Origin of the sequence: Nitrospirillum viridazoti CBAmc (assembly GCF_000730165.1) — a bacterium.
Lineage (GTDB): Bacteria > Pseudomonadota > Alphaproteobacteria > Azospirillales > Azospirillaceae > Nitrospirillum > Nitrospirillum viridazoti.
Genome location: NZ_CP022111.1, coordinates 745,401 through 764,476 on the forward strand (window position 1 = coordinate 745,401; position 19,076 = coordinate 764,476).

Annotated in this window: 17 protein-coding genes; 9 read left to right on the forward strand and 8 right to left on the reverse strand. The window is 67.1% G+C overall.

Annotated elements, in window-relative coordinates; genetic code table 11:
* Positions 1 to 15: 15 nt before the first annotated feature.
* From Y958_RS16680 to Y958_RS16695, 4 genes are all read right to left on the reverse strand, one after another.
* Complete coding sequence (locus Y958_RS16680) at positions 16 to 351, reverse strand: lipid-A-disaccharide synthase N-terminal domain-containing protein (protein WP_088873140.1); 336 nt, start codon at positions 349 to 351, stop codon at positions 16 to 18.
* 3 nt (positions 352 to 354) lie between these two features.
* The gene (locus Y958_RS16685; RefSeq protein ID WP_244909558.1) at positions 355 to 1,068 is read right to left on the reverse strand and encodes a glycosyltransferase family 2 protein; all 714 of its coding nucleotides are present in this window, start codon (positions 1,066 to 1,068) and stop codon (positions 355 to 357) included.
* 213 nt (positions 1,069 to 1,281) lie between these two features.
* Entirely contained in the window at positions 1,282 to 1,941 is a 660-nt protein-coding gene (gene pncA / locus Y958_RS16690) for a bifunctional nicotinamidase/pyrazinamidase (RefSeq protein WP_088873142.1), read from the reverse strand.
* 214 nt (positions 1,942 to 2,155) lie between these two features.
* Positions 2,156 to 5,296: an Rne/Rng family ribonuclease gene (locus Y958_RS16695; protein WP_088873143.1), complete on the reverse strand. Its 3,141-nt coding sequence runs from the start codon at positions 5,294 to 5,296 to the stop codon at positions 2,156 to 2,158.
* A 719-nt stretch (positions 5,297 to 6,015) separates the two neighbouring features.
* Between Y958_RS16695 and Y958_RS16700 the strand changes: the two genes are divergently transcribed.
* Together Y958_RS16700 and Y958_RS16705 are read left to right on the forward strand one after the other, a co-directional pair.
* A complete protein-coding gene (locus Y958_RS16700; RefSeq protein WP_145727568.1) occupies positions 6,016 to 7,380 on the forward strand; it encodes an N-acetylmuramoyl-L-alanine amidase in 1,365 nt (454 codons plus the stop codon).
* 146 nt (positions 7,381 to 7,526) lie between these two features.
* Positions 7,527 to 9,980, forward strand: a complete 2,454-nt coding sequence (locus Y958_RS16705) for a penicillin-binding protein 1A (protein WP_244909559.1) — start codon at positions 7,527 to 7,529, stop codon at positions 9,978 to 9,980.
* A gap of 69 nt (positions 9,981 to 10,049) precedes the next feature.
* Here the strand turns inward: Y958_RS16705 and Y958_RS16710 are convergent, their stop codons facing one another.
* Positions 10,050 to 10,856: an SDR family NAD(P)-dependent oxidoreductase gene (locus tag Y958_RS16710; protein ID WP_088873145.1), complete on the reverse strand. Its 807-nt coding sequence runs from the start codon at positions 10,854 to 10,856 to the stop codon at positions 10,050 to 10,052.
* Between the two features lie 132 nt (positions 10,857 to 10,988).
* On the opposite strand from Y958_RS16710, the gene Y958_RS16715 reads away from it, so the two are divergent.
* Both Y958_RS16715 and Y958_RS16720 read left to right on the forward strand, forming a co-directional pair.
* Complete coding sequence (locus Y958_RS16715) at positions 10,989 to 11,927, forward strand: GlxA family transcriptional regulator (protein WP_088873146.1); 939 nt, start codon at positions 10,989 to 10,991, stop codon at positions 11,925 to 11,927.
* Positions 11,928 to 12,009: 82 nt separating this feature from the next.
* On the forward strand, positions 12,010 to 12,891 hold the full coding sequence (locus Y958_RS16720; RefSeq protein WP_145727567.1) for a hypothetical protein: 882 nt from the start codon (positions 12,010 to 12,012) through the stop codon (positions 12,889 to 12,891).
* 9 nt (positions 12,892 to 12,900) lie between these two features.
* Here Y958_RS16720 and Y958_RS16725 read toward each other — a convergent pair whose 3' ends face one another.
* On the reverse strand, positions 12,901 to 13,338 hold the full coding sequence (locus tag Y958_RS16725) for a MarR family winged helix-turn-helix transcriptional regulator (protein WP_088873148.1): 438 nt from the start codon (positions 13,336 to 13,338) through the stop codon (positions 12,901 to 12,903).
* A gap of 114 nt (positions 13,339 to 13,452) precedes the next feature.
* Between Y958_RS16725 and Y958_RS16730 the strand changes: the two genes are divergently transcribed.
* The 5 genes from Y958_RS16730 (at position 13,453) to Y958_RS16750 (ending at position 17,361) form a co-directional block, all read left to right on the forward strand.
* Positions 13,453 to 14,877, forward strand: coding sequence for an MATE family efflux transporter (locus Y958_RS16730; protein WP_088873149.1), 1,425 nt, complete (start codon positions 13,453 to 13,455; stop codon positions 14,875 to 14,877).
* A 281-nt stretch (positions 14,878 to 15,158) separates the two neighbouring features.
* Complete coding sequence (locus Y958_RS16735; RefSeq protein WP_040847170.1) at positions 15,159 to 15,341, forward strand: DUF1843 domain-containing protein; 183 nt, start codon at positions 15,159 to 15,161, stop codon at positions 15,339 to 15,341.
* Positions 15,342 to 15,400: 59 nt separating this feature from the next.
* On the forward strand, positions 15,401 to 15,580 hold the full coding sequence (locus Y958_RS16740; RefSeq protein WP_088873150.1) for a DUF1843 domain-containing protein: 180 nt from the start codon (positions 15,401 to 15,403) through the stop codon (positions 15,578 to 15,580).
* Positions 15,581 to 15,609: 29 nt separating this feature from the next.
* Positions 15,610 to 15,792, forward strand: a complete 183-nt coding sequence (locus tag Y958_RS16745) for a DUF1843 domain-containing protein (protein WP_040847175.1) — start codon at positions 15,610 to 15,612, stop codon at positions 15,790 to 15,792.
* Between the two features lie 78 nt (positions 15,793 to 15,870).
* Positions 15,871 to 17,361: a GDL motif peptide-associated radical SAM/SPASM maturase gene (locus tag Y958_RS16750; RefSeq protein ID WP_088873151.1), complete on the forward strand. Its 1,491-nt coding sequence runs from the start codon at positions 15,871 to 15,873 to the stop codon at positions 17,359 to 17,361.
* 58 nt (positions 17,362 to 17,419) lie between these two features.
* On the opposite strand, the gene Y958_RS31475 is transcribed toward Y958_RS16750, so the two are convergent.
* Together Y958_RS31475 and gmk are read right to left on the reverse strand one after the other, a co-directional pair.
* Positions 17,420 to 17,959, reverse strand: a complete 540-nt coding sequence (locus Y958_RS31475; protein ID WP_145727566.1) for a hypothetical protein — start codon at positions 17,957 to 17,959, stop codon at positions 17,420 to 17,422.
* Positions 17,960 to 18,412: 453 nt separating this feature from the next.
* On the reverse strand, positions 18,413 to 19,075 hold the full coding sequence (gene gmk / locus Y958_RS16755; RefSeq protein ID WP_088873152.1) for a guanylate kinase: 663 nt from the start codon (positions 19,073 to 19,075) through the stop codon (positions 18,413 to 18,415).
* Between the last annotated feature and the right edge of the window lies 1 nt (position 19,076).

Here is a 19,076-nt window from a genome sequence, read left to right on the forward strand (position 1 = left end):
CGATCGGGCGTCCCGTCAGGTCGCGGCGGCGGCTTCGGCGCGCTTGTGCTTATGGATCAGGTGCAGGTTGCGGGCATAGACCACCAGGCCGGGCAGTTGGCCGGCGATGATGACCAGGTCGGGCTTCAGCAGGCCGTACAGCAGCACCAGGGCGCCGCCCGCCAGGCTGAAATACCAGAAGGTCACGGGCACGACGCTGCGGCCGGCGCGCTCGCTGGAAATCCACTGCACGATGAAGCGCGACATGAACATGGCCTGGCCGAACAGGCCGAAGGCGGCGATCCAGCCGTTCTTGCCCAGCGCTGCCTGCCACCAGTGCATCAGGAACTGCGCGATATGGTCCCACACCATGGCTCAGACCTCCCGCACCGTGCCGGGCATGGTGTTCCGCCGCAGCATCCACAGCATGCCCAAGAGGTCGAAGAAGCCGACGAAGGCGCGGCCGATGTTGGTGTACTTGGACCGGCCGGCGTGACGCTTGCGGTCGTTGATGGGCACGTTGGCCATCTTCCAACCGCTGTAGGTGGCGACCGTGGGGATGAAGCGGTGCACCGCGTCGAACTGCGGCAGTTCCAGCATGGCCGCGCGATGGACCAGCTTGAAGCCGCAGCCCGTATCGGGGCATCCGTCGCGCAGCAGGGCGCGGCGGATGCCGTTGCCCAGGCGCGAGGTGATCTTCTTGGCCAGGGTGTCGTCGCGGCGGCGGCGGATGCCGCATACCACCTTCACCTCCGCGTCCCGTTCCACCGCCGCCAGCATGGGCGCGATGTCGCGGGGATCGTTCTGCATGTCGCCGTCGACCATCATGATCCAGTCGGTCTTGGCGGCATGGCAGCCTGTGCGGATGGCGCGGCTCTTGCCCGCCCGCTTGCCGTGGCGCATGACGCGCACGAAGGGATACTTGGCCTTGGCCTGCTGCAGCTCATCCGGCGTGCCGTCCGTGCTGCCGTCGTCAACGAACAGGACCTCATAGTCCCCGGGGTAGGGAGCGACGGCTTGCAGTTCTTCCAGCAGCGGCAGGATGTTCCCCTGCTCGTTCAGGACGGAAATCAGGATGGTGTAGCGCAAACCCATCACCTCGGGGCACGAAGGGCATAAAAATAGACCGGGCCGCCGCCCGGCGAAGGCGGTCCGGATCATTTGGGCCAGAAAGCTACAGATTGCCGCCAGCGTCAACAAGGGCGGCCTTGTCCCGCCGGCCGCATAGGGCAGGGGTGCCCTGCGGCGGGACGCCTTGAACGGTGCCGCCCCGGAAACTCGTGGGGGTGAGGGCTGGGGCGGTCAGGCCACCGAGGCCAGAGGGGCGGCCAGGGCCAGGACGTCGGCGACGCTGACGCTGCGCACGCCGGCCGCCATCCAATCACGGCGGGCGGCGGTGAGCGAGCCATGCAGGTCGATGGCGCGGCAGGCGTCTTCCACGATCAACGCCTCGAAGCCCAGGCGGGCGGCGTCGGTGGCGGAGTAGGCCACGCAATAATCCGTGGCCAGCCCGGCCAGGTAGATGCGGTGGATGCCGCGCTCCCGCAGGGCGCCGGCCAGGCCCGTCGGCGTCACCTTGTCGTTCTCGAAAAAAGCGGAGTAGCTGTCGATGTGGGGGCGGAAGCCCTTGCGCACCACCAGCTGCGCCTTCTCCACCGCCGGCGCCAGCCCGGGGTGGAACGCCGCGCCGGCGGAGCCCTGGACGCAATGGTCGGGCCACAGCATCTGCGGGCCGTAGGGCATTTGCACCATGTCATAGGGCCGGTGCCCGGGGTGGGCGCTGGCGAAGGAGAGATGGCCGGCCGGATGCCAGTCCTGGGTCAGGATGACGGTGTTGAAATGGGCCGCCAAGTCGTTGGCCGGCTCCACCACCGCGTCGCCGTCCTTAACCGCCAGGGCGCCCCCGGGACAGAAGTCATTCTGAATATCGATCAGGATCAAGGCATCGGTGTCAGTGTGCATGAGGACGACCTAGCGTTAAAAAAGGGCAATTTCCGCGAGAAGGGCGAGTCGCGGGATGGCGTTCAGTGAACATCGTGCCCAAAGGCACCGTCGCCTTCACACGGGGAACCCATTCACTGAAACACATCGTACATGAAAAAACCCTCCCGAACCGCAGTTCGGGAGGGCTGATTCTTTTAGGATTATGGCACTAGGCCCTCTGTCCAGCAGGGGCTTACTTCAGGATACGGTTCCACCAGCCCTTCCTGGGCTGCTCCACCACCGGGTTCAGCTCCACCGAAGGGTGGACCTCCGGGGTGGCCGTCTCGGAAGACGTGGCCTCGGGCGCAGGCTCCACCGCCACCGCCACCGGCTCGGGCGCCGCGATGGGGGCGACGGGCTCGGCCACCGCCGGCGCTTGCTCGGCGACCGGAGCATCAGCCGGGGCGTCCACGGGGGCTGCCTTCTTGCGGCTGCGGGTGGCGCGCTTGGGCTTGGCCGGAGCCTCCTCCGCGACCGGCTCGGCGGCAGGGGCCGCTTCGACCGGTGCGGCCTCGGCCACCGGGGCTTCGGCGGCAGGGGCCTCCTCCGCCACCGGTGCGGCCTTCTTGCGGCTGCGCGTGGCGCGCTTGGGCTTGGCGGGGGCTTCTTCCGCGACCGGCTCGGCGGCGGGGGCCGCTTCGACCGGTGCGGCCTCGGCCACCAGAACCTCGGCGACCGGCGTGTCCACCGGGGCGGCCTCGGTGGTGGTGGTCTCCACCGGCTCGGTGGCCGGCACAGGCACGGCCTCGCCTTCGGCCGGGATGGTCACGCCCTCGGCGTCGACAGCGTCCTCGCCCTCGGCACCACCCTCATGATCCTCACCCTCGGCCGCGCCCTCGACGCCATGGCGGCCGCGACGGCGACCGCCGCGCTTGCCGCGCCGGCGCTTCTTGCGCTCGCCATTGGCGTCATCACCATCGGCCGCTTCCGCGGATTCGGCGCCTTCGCCATCAGCATCCTCGGCAACGGCCAGGTCGGCCTCTTCGACGGGCTGCTCACCCTCGGCCGCTTCCACGGCCTGCGGCGCGCCCTCATACCGGTCCTGAGCACCGCCACGACGGCGGCGGCGGCGACGGCGGCGATCCTGGCCATTGCCTTCGCCGTTGGCAGCCTCGGCCGTGGTCTCCTCGATCTCCTCTTCGGCGACCTCGTCCTCCACCTCGTCCACGTGCTCCAGCGCACGATCGGTCTCGGCATAGATGCGCTCGGCGCTCACGGCGGCGGCGGGCTGGTCGTCGGCCGCAGTGCGGGCGCGGATGCGTTCCAGACGGTGGTCCGGCGGCACCAGGCTGTCGTCGGCCGACAGGAAGACGCGGAAGCCGTAGCGGCGTTCGATGGCCGTCAGGGCGTCGCGCTTCTGGTTCAGGATGTACAGGGTGACCGAGCTGGCGGCTGTCACCGTGATCTCGGTGGAGCGCCGGCGGATGCCTTCATCCTCGATGGCGCGCAGAACGGCCAGCGCGGCGCTTTCCAGCGAGCGCACCATGCCGGTGCCCTCACAATGCGGGCAGCGCTCGAAGTTGATTTCCTGCAGCGACGGGCGCAGGCGCTGACGCGACAGCTCCATCAGGCCGAAGGGCGAGATACGGCCCAGCTGGATGCGCGCCCGGTCGGCCTTCATGGCCTCCTTCAGGCGCTTCTCGACGGCGGCGTTATTGCGGCCGTCCTCCATGTCGATGAAGTCGATGACGATCAGGCCGGCCAGATCGCGCAGGCGCAGCTGGCGGGCCACCTCCTCGGCGGCCTCCAGGTTGGTGCGCAGCGCCGTCTCTTCGATGTTCCGCTCCTTGGTGGCGCGGCCGGAGTTGACGTCGATGGCGACCAGGGCTTCCGTCTGGTTGATGACGATGTACCCGCCGGAGCGCAGCTGCACCACCGGGTTGAACATGGCGTCGATCTGGTTGTCCACCTGGAAACGGTGGAACAGCGGAATGTCGTCCGTATAGAGCTGGATCTTCTTGGCGTGGCTGGGCATCAGCATGCGCATGAAGTCCTTGGCGGTGCGGTAGCCCGCCGCGCCCTCCACATGCACCTCGTCGATGTCGCTGGCGTACAGGTCGCGGATGGACCGCTTGATGAGGTTCGCTTCCTCATAGATCAGTGCCGGCGCCACCGCTTGCATGGTCTGCTCGCGGATGTTGTCCCACAGGCGCATCAGGTACTCGAGGTCGCGCTTGATCTCCTGCTTGGACCGTTCCATGCCCGCGGTGCGCAGGATGACGGCCATGCCCTTCGGGATGTCCAGCTCCTCCAACAACTCCTTCAGGCGCTTGCGATCCTGCGGGTTGGTGATCTTCCGGCTGATGCCGCCGCCCCGGGGGGTGTTGGGCATCAGGACGCAGTAGCGGCCGGGCAGGGACAGGTAGGTGGTCAGGGCCGCACCCTTGGTGCCGCGCTCTTCCTTCGTCACCTGCACCAGCAGGATCTGCCGGCGGCGGATGACTTCCTGGATTTTGTAAGAGCGCAGCGAGCGCGGACGGCGGCGTTCCTCGCCCTCCTCGTCGGCGTGCGCGGCCTCGCCATGGTGGCCGTTCTCCTGCGGGGCGCGATCCCCGCCGCGATCGTTACGGCCGCGACGGCCCCGGCGGCCGCGGTGACGGCGGCGGTCGCCACCCTGGCGGGCATTCTCGCCCTCGGTGGTCTCACCCTCGGCGGCCTCGCCGTCTTCACCCTCGTCACCGTCTTCGACGTCGTCGTCGCCTTCGGTGAAGTCCGCACCCTCGGCGAACTCGGCAGTTTCGCCATCGGCGTCGCCGGTGGTGGCGTGTTCCGCCGGCAGATCCTCGGTGATGTAGGGCTGCTCAATGGTCAGGGGCTGGGCCGGGGGCACGTAGGCCTCTTCCGGATGACCCTCCGGCACCACCAGGTCGGTGGCCACGGTTTCATGCGCGCCAACCTCGTCGGCCACCGCCTCATAAGCGGCGGCCGGGGCGGCTTCGCCTTCCTCATAGCTCACGGCGGAGGCGCCGGCTTCCAGCAGAGGCGGGTGCTCCGCCGCGTGCAGGGCCTCCTCCTCCTCGTGCTCCATCGCCTCGCGCTCGCGCTCCAGCTCCTCCTGCTCCCGCAGCAGGGCTTCGCGGTCGGCGACCGGGATGCGGTAGTAGTCGGGATGGATTTCGGAGAAGGCGAGGAAGCCGTGGCGGTTGCCGCCGTATTCCACGAAAGCCGCCTGCAGCGACGGCTCCACCCGGATCACCTTGGCAAGATAGATATTGCCCTTCAGCTGCTTCCGGCTGGCGATTTCGAAATCAAGCTCGTCCAGCTTGTTACCATTGACCACGACAACCCGGGTCTGCTCCGGATGCGTGGCGTCGACAAGCATACGCTTGGCCATTTTTTATCCTCATGGCACAGAGACGGCCGGCCCGCGCGACGAACGGGTTGACCGGTGTGCCACCGTTTAGTGCCGAAGCATCGGGTCCCCATCGCCGCCGAGGAAAGAACACCCCGAAACGGCGCTTCCAGGAAGCGGCCAGCGGGGGGGCGGGCGACCGGAACCTGGCGCCGGCCCAGACTTTCAAAGGGGCCAGCGCCGGCTTCGTGGTTTCACAGGACCGAGCATCCTTCCAGGCGTCACGCCCACGGATCGCATCACAGCGGACTTGGCTGGCTGCGGCACGAAACCCGGGGGCGACGCCCCGCCCCGGGGAGGGGCGGGCCAGGATACTGGTTGTCGCGAATTCAAGATAAACACGGGGTGGCCCATACTACAATGAAAGAATCACAGTCCCCGCAGTGCGCCCCTTGGGGGGGGAACGGGACAGGTCATGACGCGGGCGTCGATTGCAGCAGGCGCCGGGCCGGTATCGGTGCCGCTCCGGCGCCACCTATCCGTCGTTTCTTAGACAAGATCTCATGATCATGCTTGAAGCGGTTGATTCAAGGGCGGTATAAGGCCGGGTGCTGAGCCCGTCTCGTTCTGTTTCGGGGGGATGTGTCTTGTCCGCCTTTGGGCGCCGACACTGTTTGTTCTGGGGGCACCGGGGGACGCGGCGCGCGGCCCTGGCCGGGACCCTGGCGGGCACCCTCAGCCTGATATCCGCGATCATTCCCATGACGGTTTCCGCCGGCAGCCTGGGCACTCTAGACATGGCCCAGACCCAGGTGGCGCAGGCGCAAGTACTGCGCGTGCCATCCGCGCCCAAGCGCAGCGCGGTGCTGGCCGTGCGCTTGGGGTTGCAGGGCGACGAGACCCGCTTCGTCCTGGAGATGAGCGAGCGCACCGATTACCGCGTGGCCACCTCGGTCAGCCCGACGCGGGTGGTCATCGATCTGCCAGCGGTCAATTGGCAGGCGGCCCTGCCCGGGGCCGGCCGGGGCCTGGTTAAGGCCGTCCGCATGACCAGCAGCCTGACCGGGTCGGCCCAGGTGGTGCTGGAAACCGATGGCCCGGTGCGCGTGGCCAACGCCGATTTCCTGCCGGCGCGTGACGGCCATCCGCCGCGCCTGGTGCTGGACCTGGCCCACGGCGATCTGGGCAGCCTGATGGCGGCCGTCGCCGGCCCATCCGCACCGCCGCCACCCCGCGCGGAAGAGAAGGCCGTCGCCGTCTTGCCGGAGGCGCCGCCGCCGGGCGTTCCGTCCGTGGGGGCCGCCGTGGTGCCCGCCGCCAACCGCGTGGGCGCCCTGCCCACACTGCCGTCCGATCCGCCGCCCCCGCCCAAGGCGGCGCCGGTGGTGATGGTGCCGCCAGCGCCGGGCGCCAAGCCCACCCTGCGCGACCGCACGCCCCTGATCGTGCTGGACCCCGGCCACGGCGGCGACGATCCGGGCGCGACATCCGTCACCGGCGCTTATGAGAAGGACATCACGCTGGCCATGGCCCGGGCGGTGGCCCGCGCGCTGGAGGCCACCGGCCGCTACCGCGTGGCGCTGACCCGGGACAGCGACGTCTTCATCCCCCTGCGCGAGCGGCCCGGCAAGGCGCGGGCGCTGGGGGCCGACCTGTTCATCTCGCTGCATGCCGACATCGTGGTGGGGCGGCCGGTGCGCGGCCTGTCGGTCTACACCCTGTCGGACAAGGCCACCGACCGTGAGGCCGACATGCTGGCCCAGCGCGAAAACCGGTCCGACGCCATCGTCGGCATGGATTTGGCGGACCAAAGCGCGCAGGTGGCCAGCATCCTGATCGACTTGGCGCAGCGCGATACCCGCAACCAGTCCCGTCGCCTGGCCAACCTGGTGGTGGAGTCGGTGGGGCGCGACATCACGCTGTTGAACTCGCCCCTGCGCTCCGCCGGTTTCGCCGTGCTGACCGCGCCCGACGTGCCCGCCATCCTGGTGGAGATGGGGTACCTCTCCCATCCCACCGACGCCCGCCTGCTGGCTTCGGACAGCCATCGCCGCCGTTTCGCCGCCGACCTGGTGCGCGCAATCGACGGCTATTTTGGGCCGCGCCGCTCCCGCTCACGCAAATAAGCCACACTCGACGCAATAACCTGTCGCCGGCAGTCGTGCGCCTGGGGCATGCGCGCCGCCGCCGCCCGGACGGCGACAGGGCGGGCGCTTCCTGCTAGGGTGCGGCCGTCTTTCGGTCTTATCGCCTGCGGGTGTCGGTCGGTTCCATGCGCATTCTCGTCAAGTTGTTGGTCGTGTTGTTGATTCTGGCGGGCGCTGGCTGCGTCGGCCTCTACCTGGGCTATCGCCATTACGCGGCCGACCTACCGGATTATCACCAGCTGGTGGACTACCAGCCGCCCACCGCCACACGGGTTCAGGCCGGCGACGGCCGGCTGATCGCCGAGTTCGCGGCGGAGCGGCGGGTGTTCGTGCCCATCAGCCTGATCCCGAAGCGCGTGCGCCAGGCCTTCGTCTCGGCCGAGGACCAGAACTTCTACCAGCATGGCGGCGTGGATTGGCTGGCCATCGCCCGCGCCATGGCCACCAACGTGGAACGGGTGGGGCAGGACCGGCGGCCCATCGGCGCCAGCACCATCACCCAGCAAGTGACGCGCCTGTTCCTGCTGAACAACGAGGTCAGTTACGTCCGCAAGATCAAGGAGGCTATCCTCTCCTACCGGATCGAGGACGCGCTCTCCAAGGACCGCATCCTTGAGCTGTACCTGAACGAAATTTTCCTGGGCAACCGCTCCTTCGGCGTGGCCGCCGCGGCGCTGAACTACTTCAATAAGTCGCTGGATGAGCTGACGGTGGATGAGGCGGCGTTCCTGGCCAGCCTGCCCAAGGCGCCGGACCGCTATTACCGCGACCGCTTCCATGACGCCGCCATCGCCCGCCGCAACTACGTGCTGGGCCGCATGGCGGAGGATGGCTACATCACCGCCGCCGAGGCCAAGGAGGCCCAGGCCCGGCCGCTGACCTTCCGCGACCGCCATTCCGAGGGCCAGGTCGACGCCGATTACTTCGTGGAGGAGGTGCGGCGCGAGCTGCTGTCCGTTTACGGCGAGTCCAAGCTGTATGAGGGCGGCCTGTCCATCCGCACCACCCTGGATCCCAAGCTGCAGCAGGCGGCGGTGGAGGCCCTGCGCCATGGGCTGGAGGCGTTCGACCGCCGCAAGGGGTGGCGCGGCCCGGTGGCCCACCTGGATGGCCCGGCCAACTGGCAGGACCAGCTGGCCAAGGCGACCCTGCCGGCCGGCGGTGAACGCTGGCAGTTGGCCGTGGTGCTGAAGGCCGATGGCGAAGAGGCCGCCATCGGCCTGAAGGACGGCAGCCAGGGCAAGCTGCTGCCGGCCGACGTGCGCTGGGCCAAGCGCGCCAACGCGCTGACGCCCGGCGACCTGATCATGGTCGATGCCGCGATGTCGGAGGCCAAGCCGGCCTCGAAGGGCCAGAAGGCGGAAGACGCGAAGCCCATTCCTGGTGTCTACGCCCTGCGCCAGGTTCCCGAGCTGCAAGGGGCGGTCGTGGCCATGGACCCGCGCACCGGCCGCGTCCTGGCCATGAGCGGCGGCTTCAGCGCCCGCATCAGCGCCTTCAACCGCGCCACACAGGCCAACCGCCAGCCCGGTTCCGCCTTCAAGCCCTTCGTCTACCTGGCGGCGCTGGACCGGGGTTTCACCCCCTCCAGCCTGGTGCTGGATGCGCCCTTCTCGCTGGAGCAGGGGGCGGGGCAGGAGAAGTGGCGGCCCAGCAATTACACCGACCAGTTCTACGGCCCCACGCCGCTGCGCGTGGGCATCGAGAAGTCGCGCAACGTCATGACCGTGCGCCTGGCGCAGAACATCGGCATGCCGGCGGTGGTGAATGAGGCCAAGCTGTTCGGCATCAGCGACCACCTGGCGCCGGAACTGTCCATGGCCCTGGGCGCCGGGGAAACCACGGTGCTGAAGCTGACCACCGCCTACGCCATGCTGGACAACGGCGGCAAGCGCATCACCCCCACCTTCGTCGACCGGGTGCAGGACGCCAGCGGCAAGACCATCTACCGCCACGACCAGCGCGCCTGCGAAGGCTGCCAGCTGACGCCGGGCTCCGTGGCGCCTGTCGCTGACGTGGGCGCGGTGCCGGACGTGCCCGACACGCGCGAGCAGATCGAGGATCCCCGCACCGTCTACCAGATCGTCAACATCCTGCAGGGCGTGGTCGACCGCGGCACGGCGGCGGCGCTGCGGGTGCTGGGCAAGACTTTGGCGGGCAAGACCGGTACCACCAACGACAGCCAGGACGCCTGGTTCGTCGGCTTCTCCCCCGACCTGGTGTTCGGTGTCTTCACCGGCTACGACCAGCCGCGCTCCCTGGGCGATCACGAGACGGGCGCCTCGGTGGCCGTGCCCATCTTCAAGGAGTTCATGGAGACGGCGCTGGCCGACAAGCCCTCGCTGCCCTTCCGCGTGCCGCCCGGCGTGCGCCTGGTGCGCGTGAACCCCGAAACCGGCCGCCTGGCCGAGCCCGGGGACCGCAAGGCCATCTGGGAAGCCTTCATTCCCGGCACCGAGCCCAAGGGCGGCGAAGGCGTGCTGGACGGTGGCGATGGTGGCAGCGTCTGGGTGCAGGCCACCCCGGCGGCGCAGCAGCAGAGCACGCAGATGGGGACGGGAACGGGGACTGTTTATTGAGTATACCTCAGGTGTAAGCAAACGGGCCGCCTCAGCGATGGGGCGGCCCGTTCCGTTTCGTGCGCTGGCTTATGCGGCCGGCTTCAGGCGGGCGGCGGCGCTGGAGTGGGACAGGTTGGGCTTCAGCTTCTGCCGGGCGTCCTCATAGGCCTGCCAGTCGGCCTGGTTGGGCAGGGCGGGGATGGTGATCAACTCGCCCTGGTCCAGGCCGACCAGGGAGGCGTCGACCATCTCTTCCGCCGACATCACCCATTCCTGCGGGAGGTTGTCGGCCGGCACGCCGGCCACATCCCAGAACTCCGTCCGCGTGGCCCCGGGCAGCACGGCCTGGACACGGAGCCCCTTGCCTGCCAGCTCATGATGCAGAGATTGAGTGAATGCCACGACGAAGGCCTTGGTGCCGCCGTAGGTGCCGTTCATCAGCTCCGGCACGATGCCAACGACGGAGGCGATGTTGATGACCAGGCCGCCGCCCCTCGCCACCAGGCCGGGCACCGCCGCGTAGGTCAGGCGGGTCAGGGCGGTGACGTTCAGCTGGATCATCGCCTCCATGGCGTCCACGTTGCCCTCCAGCAGCGGGGCGGTCGCCCCCACGCCGGCATTATTGACCAGGGCAGTGATGCTGCGGTCTTCCCGCAGGCGGGCTTCGACGGCGCGCAGGTCGGCCGGTTTGGTTAGGTCGGCCGCCAGCACCTCCACTTTGCGCCCGGTCTCGGCCGCCAGGCGCTGGGCGTGGCTCTCCAGCCGGGCGGCGTTGCGCGCCACCAGGATGAGGTCATAGCCGCGGCGGGCCAAGCGGTCGGCGTAGATGGCGCCGATGCCGGAGGAGGCACCGGTGACGACAGCGGTGCCCTTGGAGGAAGAAGTGGTGCTCATGATCCGGTTTCCCTTGAGGCCGGCGGGATGCCGGCGTTGACAAGGGAAGAATACGAGCGCACGGTCATGACCTGAATGTCATTGATGCCACCTTTTAGGACATCATGTCTGTCAGGGGTGTTGGAGGTCGCCATGCGGCGCGTTGGTCTCGTCGTCTTCCCCGGTTTCCAGATTCTGGACCTGGTAGTGGTCACGGTGTTCGAGGTGGCGAACGTCATCGCCGGGCGCGCCATCTATGACGTGCACCTGGTGTCGGAGACGGGCGGCCTGGTTGTCAGCTCCGCTGGGGTGGCCGTGGACAGCCGTGCCCCGGACGAGCTGGCCTATGATACGCTGATGGTGGCCGGGCAGATGGAGATCACGCCGACGTCGCCTGGGCTGGTGGACCTGGTCCGGGACGCTGCTCGTGTTTCCCGCCGCACGGCCAGTGTTTGCACCGGCGCCTTTATCCTGGCCGAGGCCGGCTTGTTGGAGGGCCGGCGGGCCACCACCCACTGGGTCTATGCTCGCACGCTGCAGCGGGATTTTCCGGCTGTGCGTATGGATGAGGACTGCATCTTCATCCAGGACGGACCCATCTGGACCTCCGCCGGCATGACCGCCGCCATCGATCTGTCGCTGGCCCTGGTAGAGGCTGACCTGGGTGTAGATATATCGCGGGCCGTGGCGCGCAAGATGGTGGTCTATCACCGCCGTCCGGGCGGACAGTCCCAGTTCTCCGCCCTGCTGGAACTGGAGCCCCGGTCGGACCGCATCCAGAAGGCGCTGCGCTACGCCCGCGAAAACCTGACGGCGGATCTGTCGGTGGAAAAACTGGCGGAGGTGGCGAACCTCAGCCCCCGGCAGTTCAGCCGCGCCTTCCATGCCGAAACCGGCCAGTCGCCGGCCAAGGCGGTGGAGAATTTGCGCTTGGAGGCCGCGCGCGTGCTGATGGAGGAGGGGCGCCATCCCATCGAGATCATCGTGCGCGAGACCGGCTTCGGCGATCGTGAGCGCATGCGCCGGGCCTTCCTGCGCGCCTTCGGCCAGCCGCCCCAGGCCTTCCAGCGGGCCGCGCGGCTCAGCGCCTGATTAAAAAGTATTTTAATCGGCCATCGGCTGGGGGCGATGTATACGGGAAAATATAACGAAAATCCCGAAGGAAGTTCTCGTCATGATCCGTCCCACTGCCGTTGGTGCTGTGGTGTCAAGTTTGCTTGTCTTAAGCGCGCCGGCTGGCTCGGCGCATGCAGCAAGCACCGATGCCATCAGCGATTACTTCAACAATTGGTACGCCCGCGTGGATCAGGCCCAGTCGACTCAGCCCAGCTGGGTGACACCCCTGGTTACGGTGACCCCGCGGCTGGAGCAGGAATTCCGCTTCGACCAGACCAACCAGTACCAGGGCACCGGCGCCATGGTTCGCAACTATGGCGGCGGCAAAGGCCTGGAACTGATCCCTACCGCCACTACCGAGGTGGTGCTGAACATCCCCCCATATCAGGTGCGCAGCAACGTCAAGCCAGTACAGGGCTTCGGGGATGACCCCGTGCTGCTGGTGAAGCAGCGCCTGCTGTCCGCCAATGCGGAGCAAGGCGACTACATCGTCACGGCCTTTCTGGGCTTCCAGGCGCCCACCGGCATCAAGGCCTTCACCAACGACGCCTGGCTGGTGACGCCGACGCTGGCCGCCGGCAAGGGCTTCGGCCGCTTCGACGTGCAGGGCACCGTGGGCGTGGCCATCCCCATGGCGCATGAGAACACCATCGGCACGGCGGTGGCCACCAACGTCACCTTTCAGTACCACCTGGACGACTATTTCTGGCCGGAGCTGGAGGTGAACGACACCTATTGGTCCGGCGGTTTGCGCGACGGCAAGAACCAGGTGCTGCTGACCCCCGGTATCATCTTCGGCCGCTTCCCGCTGGGCGGCCATTCCAAAGCCAACTTCGGCTTCGGTTACCAGTTCGCCGTTTCGCCCAGCCTGCAGCGGGAGCCGGCGCTGACCCCGACCCTGGACCACGCCTGGGTCTTCACCGGCCGCATCTCGTTCTAGGAAGGCCGGTCAGGTTGGGATGCTCAGGCTGCCCAGTGTTTGGCGCAGGGCGGCCGCCTCGTCCCCGCCATTGGCCGCCTCGAATTCCCGCTGGGCTTCCCGCCACAGGGGGGTGCCGGCGCGCAGGGCCTCGCGGCCTTTGTCGGTCAGGGTAATCTCATGGCTGCGCCGGTCGGTGGGGCAGGGGGTGGTCTGGATCAGACCCTCCCGCTCCAGCGGGCGCAAATTCTTGCCGGTGGTGGTGCGGTCCAGATCCAGGCGCGCCGCCATCTCGTTCACCGACAGCGTGCCGGCCTCGTACACCATGGCCAGCATCGAGAACTGCGTTATGCGCAGACCGGTGGGCGCCAGCTTGGCGTCATAGAAATTGGTCATCCGCCGGGCCGCCCGTCGTAGGGCACCGCAGTTGCAATGGGCGACGCCGTCGCGCTGCTGGTCGAAACTCATTCCGCTCTCCTTACGCCGCTGTTCTATCAGGCGCTGGCGCATCGCGCCAGATAGGAGTATATGCCTGCATATAAGAGCATATCCTCCTATTCCATCCAGATGGGGACGAGAATCATGACCACCGACATCGGCACGACGCCGGCGGAAACCTTATCCGAGGCCGGGGAAGGCGCCCGGGTGGAGGCCAAGCCGGTGCCGCCCGCCCGCCACGCCCTGCTGCACGGGGCCATCGTGCCCACCATGCTGCGCCTGGCCCTGCCCACTATCGTGGTGCTGGTTATCCAGACGGCCGTCGGCGTGGCGGAGACGTATTACGTCAGCGCGCTGGGCACGGACGCCCTGGTGGGGGCGGCCCTGGTGCTGCCGGTATCCATGCTGATGACCATGGTGGCGGCCGGCGGCATCGGCGGCGGCGTGGCGGCGGCCGTATCGCGCGCCATGGGGGCGGGGCGGGTGCGCGACGCCAACGCCCTGGTATTCCACGCCTTGGTCCTGGCCGCCGCCTTCGGCCTAGTCTTTACCCTGGCGCTGCGGCTGGGCGGGCCGGCGCTGTACCGGTTGCTGGGCGGCACTGGCGGGGCGCTGGACGCGGCGTTGTCCTATTCCGGCTGGCTGTTCGCCGGCGCCGTGCCGGTGTGGATCATCAACCTCATGTCGGCCGTGCTGCGCGGCATCGGCAATGTGCGGGTGCCGGCGCTGGTCACCCTGGTGGGGGCGGCGGTCATGATCCCGCTGTCGCCCTTCCTGATCTTTGGCATCGGCCCCATCCACGGTTTCGGTGTCGCCGGCGCCGGTATGGCGGTCAGCGGCTATTACACCGTGGCGGCGGGCGTGCTGCTGGCCTATATGGTGCGCGGCCGGTCGGGCCTGGTCCTGCGCCGCGTCCCGCTGGAGGGGCGCTTGTTCCGCGACATCCTGGGCGTGGGCATCGTCTCGGCCCTCAGCGCCCTGCAGCTGAACCTGATCACTCTTCTGGTGACGGGTGCCGTCGGCCGTTTCGGGACGGAGGCGCTGGCCGGCTTCGGCATGGGCTCCCGCCTTGACTATCTGCTGATCCCCCTGCTGTTTGGCCTGGGCACGGCGGTTCTGACCTTGGTGGGCACAGCCATGGGGGCGGGCAACCAGGCCCGTGCGCGCCGCGCCGCCTGGATCGGCGCCCTGATGGGGGCCGCGGTGACGGAGGCGATCGGCCTGGCTGTGGCGCTGTGGCCGTCCGCCTGGGTCGATCTGTTCAGCCATGACCCCGCTGTGTTGGCCCATGGCGCCCATTACCTGCGCACGGTAGGGCCGGTCTATGGCGCCGTGGGCCTGACCTTCATCCTGGGCTTTGCCTCCCAGGGCGGCGGTCGGCCTCTGTGGGCCTTCCTGGCCGGCACCTTGCGCCTGATTGTCGCGGCAGGGCTGGGCTGGCTGGCAGTGGGGCTGGGCGCCGGCCTCGACATTTTGTTCAGCCTGGTGGCTGCGGCCTCCCTGGCCTCCGCCGCGCTGTGTGTTGCCGCCACCCTCAGCGGCGCCATCTGGCGGCCGGGGCGGGAGTGACTCCATAAGTTGTATTAACTGCATATTGCAATCATTTAAGTTGACTCCGGGGCGGCCTCGGGCCAGAAAAGTTCGGCCAAGACAACGAAGCCGTGGCCTGACCACCCTGCCGCTCGGGAGGCGGCGCCCAGACGCTGGACCCGCTCCCCGGTCCGCAGGGACCGTGCTGTTTTTGACCATTCCATGATGTCAGGTCCCCGCCCCCGGGCGGGGCGGCCGCACCCGCGCGCCATCCGCGACCCTTCGAAAACAGTGGCCCTTTCAAAACAGTGGGGAAAACGATGACGATCATTCAGCCTTATGGCGTTGCCATCACCCAGGCCATCGCGAGCGGCGACCTGGAGGAAATGAAGCGGGCCAAGGCCCTGGCCGAGGACCACGTCCAGCGTTACGGCGACATCCCGACGCTGCTGACGCACCTGAAGGCGGCCATCGCCAAGCTTGAGGCCGGCAAGACGCCCTGATTCCGAAGCCCGGACAGGGCCTTTTCACGTCCACAACTACAACTTATAAGGGATATATCATGAGTCACATCCCCCTTTATGCCGTCGCCGCCACCCAGGCCATCGCCAAGGGCGACCTGGCGCACCTGAAGAGCCTGCATGCCGAGGCTGAGAAGCACCTGCAGGAATACGGCGACGTCGCCACCGTGCTGCAGCTGCTGAAGGTTGAAATCGCCAAGGCCGAGGCCGCCAAGCCCTGATCCCAAGCGCCAAACCCGGGAGGTAAACCATGTCATCCGTTCACACTCTGTACGGCGTCGCTATCACCGATGCCATCGCCAAGGGCGACCTGGCGGAACTGAAGAAGCTGGCCGCCGAGGCCGAGGCGCATGTGCAGCAATACGGCGACGTCCCCACCCTGCTGACGCACCTGAAGCTGGAGATCGCCAAGGCCGAGGCGCGCAAGCCCTGAGCCCGGTGCCGTCTTGAGGCCGGCCGGCGCTTACGGGTGCCGGCCGCTTTCCCGCCCATCTCTCAAGGAACCCGCCCCATGGACACCAGCGCGTCCGCCCTGTCGCCTGCCCCGCAAGAGGTGCCCGTCCGCTTCCGCCGGATGGAGGACCACCACAACCTGGTGCCGGTGCATGTGGTGTGGGAGATCACGCTGGCCTGCAATCTGAAGTGCCAGCATTGCGGTTCCCGCGCCGGCCGGCCCCGCGCCGATGAGCTGACCACGGCGGAGGCGCTGGACCTGGTTGACCAACTGGCGGCCCTCGGCACGCGCGAGATGACCCTGATCGGGGGGGAGGCCTATCTGCGCCGCGACTGGATCGACATCGTGCGCCGCTGCCGCGACCATGGCATGCGCACCGCCATCCAGACCGGCGCCCGCAACCTGACCGACGCCCGCCTGGACCAGGCGGTAGCGGCCGGCCTGCAGGGGCTGGGCGTCTCCATCGATGGCTTGCCCGATCTGCACGACCGGGTGCGCGGCGTCCCCGGCTCCTACGACCAGGCCATCAGCGCGCTGCGCCGGGCCAAGGTGCTGGGCCTGGACGTGTCGGTCAACACCCAGATCGGGCCGGAGACGCCGGCCCATCTGCCGGACCTGATGGACCGCATCATCGAAGCGGGCGCCACCCACTGGCAGATCCAACTGACCGTGGCCATGGGCAACGCCGTCGACAACCCCGACCTGCTGCTGCAGCCCTATCAGCTGATCGACGTCATGCCCCTGCTGGCCCGCCTGTATCAGGAGGGGGTGGAGCGCGGGCTGCTGATGATCGTGGGCAACAACATCGGCTATTTCGGGCCCTATGAGCGCATGTGGCGCGGCTATGGCGATGAGTCCATGCACTGGACCGGCTGCGCCGCCGGCCAGACCACCATCGGCATCGAGGCCGACGGCACCATCAAGGGCTGCCCCTCGCTGGCCACCTCGCTCTATTCCGCCGGTCATGTGCGCGACATGACGGTGGAGGATATCTGGCGCCATACGGAGCGCATCAGCTTCGGCCGTCTGCGCTCGGTGGAGGAGATGTGGGGCTATTGCCGCACCTGCTACTACGCCGACGCCTGCCGCGCCGGCTGCACCTGGACGTCCGAATCGCTGCTGGGCCGCCGGGGCAACAACCCCTACTGCCACCACCGGGTGCTGGATCTGGCCAAGCACGGCCTGCGCGAGCGGGTGGTGAAGGTCAAGGAGGCGCCACCAGAGAGCTTCGCCATTAGCGAATTCGCCCTGATCACCGAGGCCATCCCGGGCATGGAGGATGCGCCACCCCTGCCGGCACGCGACCCGGAACATGTCCACATCCACCCCCGCGAGCGCGCGGCGGGCGGCGGCACCACGCCGCCCAGGCTGGAGGTCTGCCGGGGCTGCGACCAATACATCTGGCCGCACGAGGAGACCTGCCCCCATTGTGGCTCAGACGTGGCCGCCGAAGCCGCCCGCCACGCGGAGGACACCGCCCGCCGCCGTGCCCTGATAGAGCAGGCCAAGCGCTTCCTGGCAGGCCTGCAGACGGCGGGGATGGAGTGAGTTCTCGTCTTGGGATTGGGCGCGGCAGTTTATTTATTAACAGATAAATCCTGAATAATTATGGCCTTGTAAGTACTTGGCATTCAACATTATAGAATGTCTGGCTCTGAATTTTATTCCCGATCTTATTTCGGGTCGCGGAATCACTATTGGTCATCAGGAGATAATATCCTCTATATTTGAATAGAGTTTCCTTAGAGAAATCGCCATTAGCCTGTATTTCTTTAAATGTTATTTTGGACTCACTGAGATTTTGCTCCGCTCCAACTACCTGGCCAACTTTCTCAGATCCCTGGTATATGCCATCTGGGTCGGTATTTTCCTTGTCCGATGGAATTTGTTTTTCGATCGATGAATATATTTTTTGATTATTCTCATATTCATCATTCCACGCGCTATATCCAACGTAAAAAACCCCTAAGATAATAAGAATAACTTCAATAGTTGTGCGTGTTTTCTGGGGTATTACGCCAAATTTTTCGTGCATTGCTGGAAAAAATCTTTTCAATATTTTATCAATAGCCAGAAGATAGCCACCTCCACACCACTTTAACAGGGGGATGATGGTAATGAAGATGTATGTAAATACATTGTTCATATTTTGGTCCCAGATGAAATAAGTTTATCTGATGTAATGGATGCAGGTCGAAATCCCCCTTCAAAAAGGGGTCAACTCTCCAACGTAAATGCGATATCGTGCCAGCCGTTAGTGGCATCGTCCATAACTCGAATCGGCTGTTAGCTGATGATGGTTTTGAACACGCCCCGATCACTGCCGCCTTCCGGTGTCAGGATCAAGAGGGTGCAGCCAGCACGGATGCACCAGCGCTGATCGTGCAAATAGACCACACCTGGCCGCCCCGCGCCGCGCTCAGATCCAACGGGGGCGGCGACACGGGGCGGCCATTGCGGGTCCCGCTCCGCCGTCGGCGGCAGTTTCCAGGAAAGCAGACAACGCGGCCGACTGCCTGTCGGCCGCATGGCCCTGCGCCGAAAAGGTGATGGTGGTAAGGAAGCTGCCACCGGGGCCGGGTCCCGGCGGCGCATGGCCTCACACCCCCGCCTGCAGGCCCTTCACGAACTCCGACAGGCCCACCTGGCGGCGGCGCACCAGGCGTTCGGCGGTCAGGATGGCGTGGGCCTTGGCGACGGAGCTGTCCACGTCATTGTTGATGATGACATAGTCGTATTCGGCCCAGTGGCTCATCTCGTTGGACGCCTTGCTCATGCGCTTGGCGATTTCGGCCTGGCTGTCCTGGGCGCGGCTGGTCAGGCGGCGTTCCAGTTCGCGGGCCGACGGGGGCAGGATGAAGATGCTGACCAGGTCGTCGCGGGCCTTTTCCTTCAGCTGTTGCGTGCCCTGCCAGTCGATGTCGAACAGCACGTCGCGGCCGCCCGCCAGCGCCTGTTCCACCGGCTCGCGCGGGGTGCCGTAGTAGTTGTCGAAGACCTTGGCGTATTCCAGCAGCTTGCCCTGGTTCACCATCAGGTCGAATTCGGTGAGGCTGGTGAAGTGATAGTCCACGCCGGCAACCTCGCCCGGCCGCTTGGCGCGAGTGGTGGCGGAAACCGACATGGTCAGTTCATCATCCTGCTCCAGCAGGCGGCGGGCGATGGTGGTCTTGCCCGCGCCGGACGGCGAGGACAGCACCAGCATCAGGCCGCGGCGGTGCATGTAGGGGGGCAGGGCGGGGGACGGGGTGTCGGCGGTCATG